The 4,011-nt window shown below is 75.6% G+C and carries 4 protein-coding genes; 2 read left to right on the plus strand and 2 right to left on the minus strand.

All coding sequences use genetic code 11. The features are described from left to right. Both ABD811_RS29225 and ABD811_RS29230 read right to left on the minus strand, forming a co-directional pair. The coding region (locus tag ABD811_RS29225) for a thiamine pyrophosphate-binding protein (RefSeq protein WP_344954198.1) at positions 1 to 555 on the minus strand (555 nt) is incomplete at its 3' end. After that, positions 546 to 1,397: an SAM-dependent methyltransferase gene (locus ABD811_RS29230; protein ID WP_344954200.1), complete on the minus strand. Its 852-nt coding sequence runs from the start codon at positions 1,395 to 1,397 to the stop codon at positions 546 to 548. The genes ABD811_RS29230 and ABD811_RS29225, both read right to left, overlap by 10 nt. 301 nt (positions 1,398 to 1,698) lie before the next feature. On the opposite strand from ABD811_RS29230, the gene ABD811_RS29235 reads away from it, so the two are divergent. Then, complete coding sequence (locus tag ABD811_RS29235) at positions 1,699 to 2,466, plus strand: peptidoglycan recognition protein family protein (protein ID WP_344954202.1); 768 nt, start codon at positions 1,699 to 1,701, stop codon at positions 2,464 to 2,466. 74 nt (positions 2,467 to 2,540) lie between these two features. Continuing rightward, on the plus strand, positions 2,541 to 3,977 hold the full coding sequence (locus ABD811_RS29240; RefSeq protein ID WP_344954204.1) for an aldehyde dehydrogenase family protein: 1,437 nt from the start codon (positions 2,541 to 2,543) through the stop codon (positions 3,975 to 3,977). Positions 3,978 to 4,011: the final 34 nt, after the last annotated feature.

Genomic DNA, 4,011 nt, shown 5'->3' on the forward strand with positions numbered 1-4,011 from the left:
GGGGGACGGGTGGGGCACCCCGGCCGGCTCCGGGCGGGCGGGCGGCGCGGCGGGCGCGGACGCGGCGGCGGCCTGGACGTCCAGCGGCATGTTGAGCACGACGGTGCGGCGCTCGGCGAGGGCCCGCCGCGCGGCGCGCTCGGCGTCGGCCGGCGCGGTCGCGGGCGAGAACAGCCGTTCGGCCACCGCGCCGACGGCGGTGACCAGGCCGGCCTGGTCGATGTGGAAGTTGGAGCGCAGCGCGCCGTTGGCGGTGTCCCCGGCCAGCACCAGCAGCGGGGTGCGGCTCTTGGCGGCCTCGGCCACGCCGTTGACCGCGTTGGCCAGGCCCGGCCCGGGATGCACGCTGACCAGCGTCAGCTCCCCGGTCAGCCGGGCGTAGGCGTCGGCCATGGTCACCGCGTTGGTCTCGTGGCGGGCCGCGACGAACCGCACCCCCGCGTCGGCCAGCGCGTTGGTCACGTGGAAGTTTCCGGACCCGACCACGCCGAAGCAGCGGCGCGCGCCGAGCCCGGCCAGCAGCCGTCCCACGGCGGTCGCGATCGTCATGTCCATCGCGTTCCCGTCCTCGTGCACGCCATACCGCCGTAGCCGCACACCCGCGTGCCGCCCGCGGCCACCGGGGCGGCCGCGCCACGGCGGCGCCGTCCCACCGGCAGCCGGGTCAGGCCGGGCTCCAGCAGGTCCAGACCGGCGAACAGGCCGCGGATCTCCTCGCGGCCGCGCGGAAACATCGCGATGTCGTGGCGCCGCATCGACGCCGCAAGCGTGCGGCGGCCGCCGGGACCGCCGAGGTCGTCGGAGAAGTGGGAGAGGACCAGGTGGCTGCCGGGGGCGAGCCGGGCGGCCAGCTCGGCGACGATCCCGGCGGGGTCGTCGGCGTCGGCGATGTAGTCCAGCACGAACAGCAGCAGGACCGCGACCGGCCGGTCCAGGTCGATCAGCCGCCGCAGCTCGTCGCGTTCCAGCAGGGCGGCGGGGTCGCGCAGGTCGGCCTCGACCATCGCGGCGGCGCCGTCCACGGCCAGCAGCGCCCGGCCGTGGCAGGCCACCACCGGGTCGTTGTCGACGTAGGCGACGCGCGCGTCCGGGTTCACCGACCGGGCGACCTCGTAGACGCTGGGGCAGGCGGGCAGGCCCGCGCCGAGGTCGAGGAACTGGGCGACGCCGCGGCCGGCCAGGCACCGCACCGACCGTTCCATGAACCCGCGGTTGGCCAGGGCGACGTCGCGCAACCGCGGCGCCACCGCCAGGATCCGCTCGGCCTCCTCGCGGTCGGCGGCGTAGTGGTCCTTGCCGCCCAGCCAGTAGGCGTGGACGCGCGCCGGATTCGGCCGGCACATGTCCGTGGGTGGACGGTCCACGAGCCCGGCCGCCGCCGTGCTGAATGAAGACATTCCCCTCGTCGCTTCTCCTCGGCTCCTGGCATCGTCGTCCGGACGACGATGACCGCAAGCTTTACTGAGGTCAGGCGAGCGGCGGTATAGCGCCGGTAGAGTCACGCCCCGGTAGAAAGCGCGACGGCCGCGTCCCGCGCGGCGTATGGGCAAACCCGCTTTTCTTCGAATGCTCGCCCTGGTCGCAAACGGTTCATTTAACAGGGGCCCCTCGGGCCCCTTCTGACCGACGGGTTTCTGGGTTACCGTCCCCGCAAGGTCATCTTCGACCGGCCGATCGACTCGCGAGGAGCCCCCGCTCATGTCCGAAGTCATCCGCCTGGACCGTCGCACCATGCTCAAGGGAGCCGCCACGGTGACCGGCGGGGCCCTGCTCGGCGCCGCGCCCGTGCTGCCGTCGGCCGCCCTCGCGGCCCCCCGCGTCTACACCCGCGCCGAGTGGAGCGCCCGCGCTCCGCGCCGCGCCGCGACCGTGCTGGACCGCGCCCCCGACCACATCGTCGTCCACCACACCGCCACGGCCAACTCCACCGACTACTCGCTGGCCGCGGCGTTCGCGCTGTCACGGTCGATCCAGAACTTCCACATGGACTCCAACGGCTGGGACGACACCGGGCAGCAGCTCACCATCAGCCGCGGCGGTCATCTGATGGAGGGACGCAACCGCAGCCTCGCGGCCGTCCAGGCGGGCGACCACGTCGTCGGCGCGCACACCGCCAGCCACAACGACCACACGATCGGGATCGAGAACGAGGGCCTCTACATGACCGTGCAGCCCACGGCCGCCCTCTGGGTCCGGTTGGTCGAGACGTGCGCGTGGCTGTGCGACGTGTACGGCCTGAACCCCTACACCGCGATCGTCGGGCACCGCGACTACAACGCCACCGCCTGCCCCGGGGACGTGCTGTACGCGATGCTGCCCCGCCTCCGCGACGAGGTGGCCGGCTTCCTGGGCGCGGAGCGCCGGCGCCAGGTGTTCACCGAGCGCAGGCGCAGCGGGCTGCCCGGTCCCCGTTTCCGCTTCGACCACGGCCCGGCCCTGGGCCCCGGGGATTCCAACCGCGGCTGATCTCCGCGAATCACGGACGTTCGGCCGGGTAGGCACCTGCGGTCGGCCGACGACCGTGAGGGGGAGGAACAGCGTTGCGACCGCACGACAGGTGGATGCTCGTGGACGGGCGGTGGAGCCGGGGCCGTGCGCGGGAGGCGTTCGAGGTCCGCGATCCGGCGACCGGGGACGCGCTGGGCACGGTTCCGGTGGGGACCGCGGCGGACGTGGACGAGGCGGTCGCCGCGGCGGCCGCGGCCGCGCTGGGGTGGGCCGCCGCACCCGCCGCCGAACGCGGGGCGGCGCTGCACGCGGCCGCGCGGGCGGTGGACGAGCACGCCGACGAGCTGGCCCGGCTCACCACGGCCGAGATGGGCAAGCCGGCCGGCGACGCGCGCGGCGGCGTCGAGGCGGGCGCGGGAACGCTGCGGCAGTACGCCGAGCTGGGTCCGCTGCACGGCGCCCGCAGCCTGCAGGGCGGCCGGGACGCGGCCGACTTCATGGTGCGCGAGCCGTACGGGACGGTCGCGGTGATCACCCCGTGGAACGACCCGGTGGCGATCGCGTGCGGGCTGCTCGGCGCGGCGCTGGCGACCGGCAACACCGTCGTGCACAAGCCGTCCGAGCGCACCCCGCACACCGGCGCGCTGCTGGCCGAGCTGCTGGCCGGGTGCCTGCCGGACGGCGTGCTCAACGTCGTCAGCGGCGACGCGAGCACGGGCGCGGCGCTGGCCGGGCATCCGGGCGTCGACGTCGTCGCGCACGTCGGATCGTCGGCGACCGGCCGCCGCATCGCCGGGCTGGCCGCCCGCAACGGGGCCAGGGCGCTGCTGGAGAACGGCGGCTGCGACCCGCTGATCGTCGACGCGGGCGTGGACCCGCGGTGGGCGGCCGAGCAGGCGGCCACCGGCTGCTTCGCCAACGCCGGGCAGATCTGCACGTCGGTCGAACGGGTGTACGCGCACCGGGACGTCGCCGAGGAGTTCCTCGCGGCGCTGGCCGAGCGGGCGCGCGGGCTGCGCACCGGGCCGGGCGCGGACCCGGCCACCGAACTGGGGCCGCTCGTCGACGCGCGGCACCGCGCGCAGGTGCACGAGCACGTCGAGAAGGCCGTCGCCGAGGGCGCCCGGCTGCTGGCTGGCGGGCGGATCCCCGACGGGCCCGGCTGCTTCTACCCGGCGACCGTGCTGGCCGGCTGCACCGACGACATGGCGGTCATGGCCGAGGAGACGTTCGGCCCGGTCGCGCCGGTGCGCACGGTGGCGTCGTTCGACGAGGCCCTGGACGCGGCGTGCCGCTCCCGGTACGGGCTGGCCGCCACGGTGCTGACCACGGACATGGCGCACGCGCAGCGCGCCTGGCGGGCGCTGCCGGTCGGCACCGTGAAGATCAACGCGGTGTTCGGCGGGGCGCCCGGCGGGTCGGCCACGCCACGCCGGGCCAGCGGCCGGGGGTTCGGCTACGGGCCCGACCTGCTGGACGAGATGACCGCCGTCAAGGTCGTGCACCTCCAGAGCGTCACCGGCGGGTGAGGCGGCCGCGGCCCGGACGCCCGAGGTCCCGCAG

Origin of the sequence: Actinomadura miaoliensis, assembly GCF_039536785.1 — a bacterium.
In the GTDB taxonomy this organism is placed as follows: Bacteria; Actinomycetota; Actinomycetes; order Streptosporangiales; family Streptosporangiaceae; genus Spirillospora; species Spirillospora miaoliensis.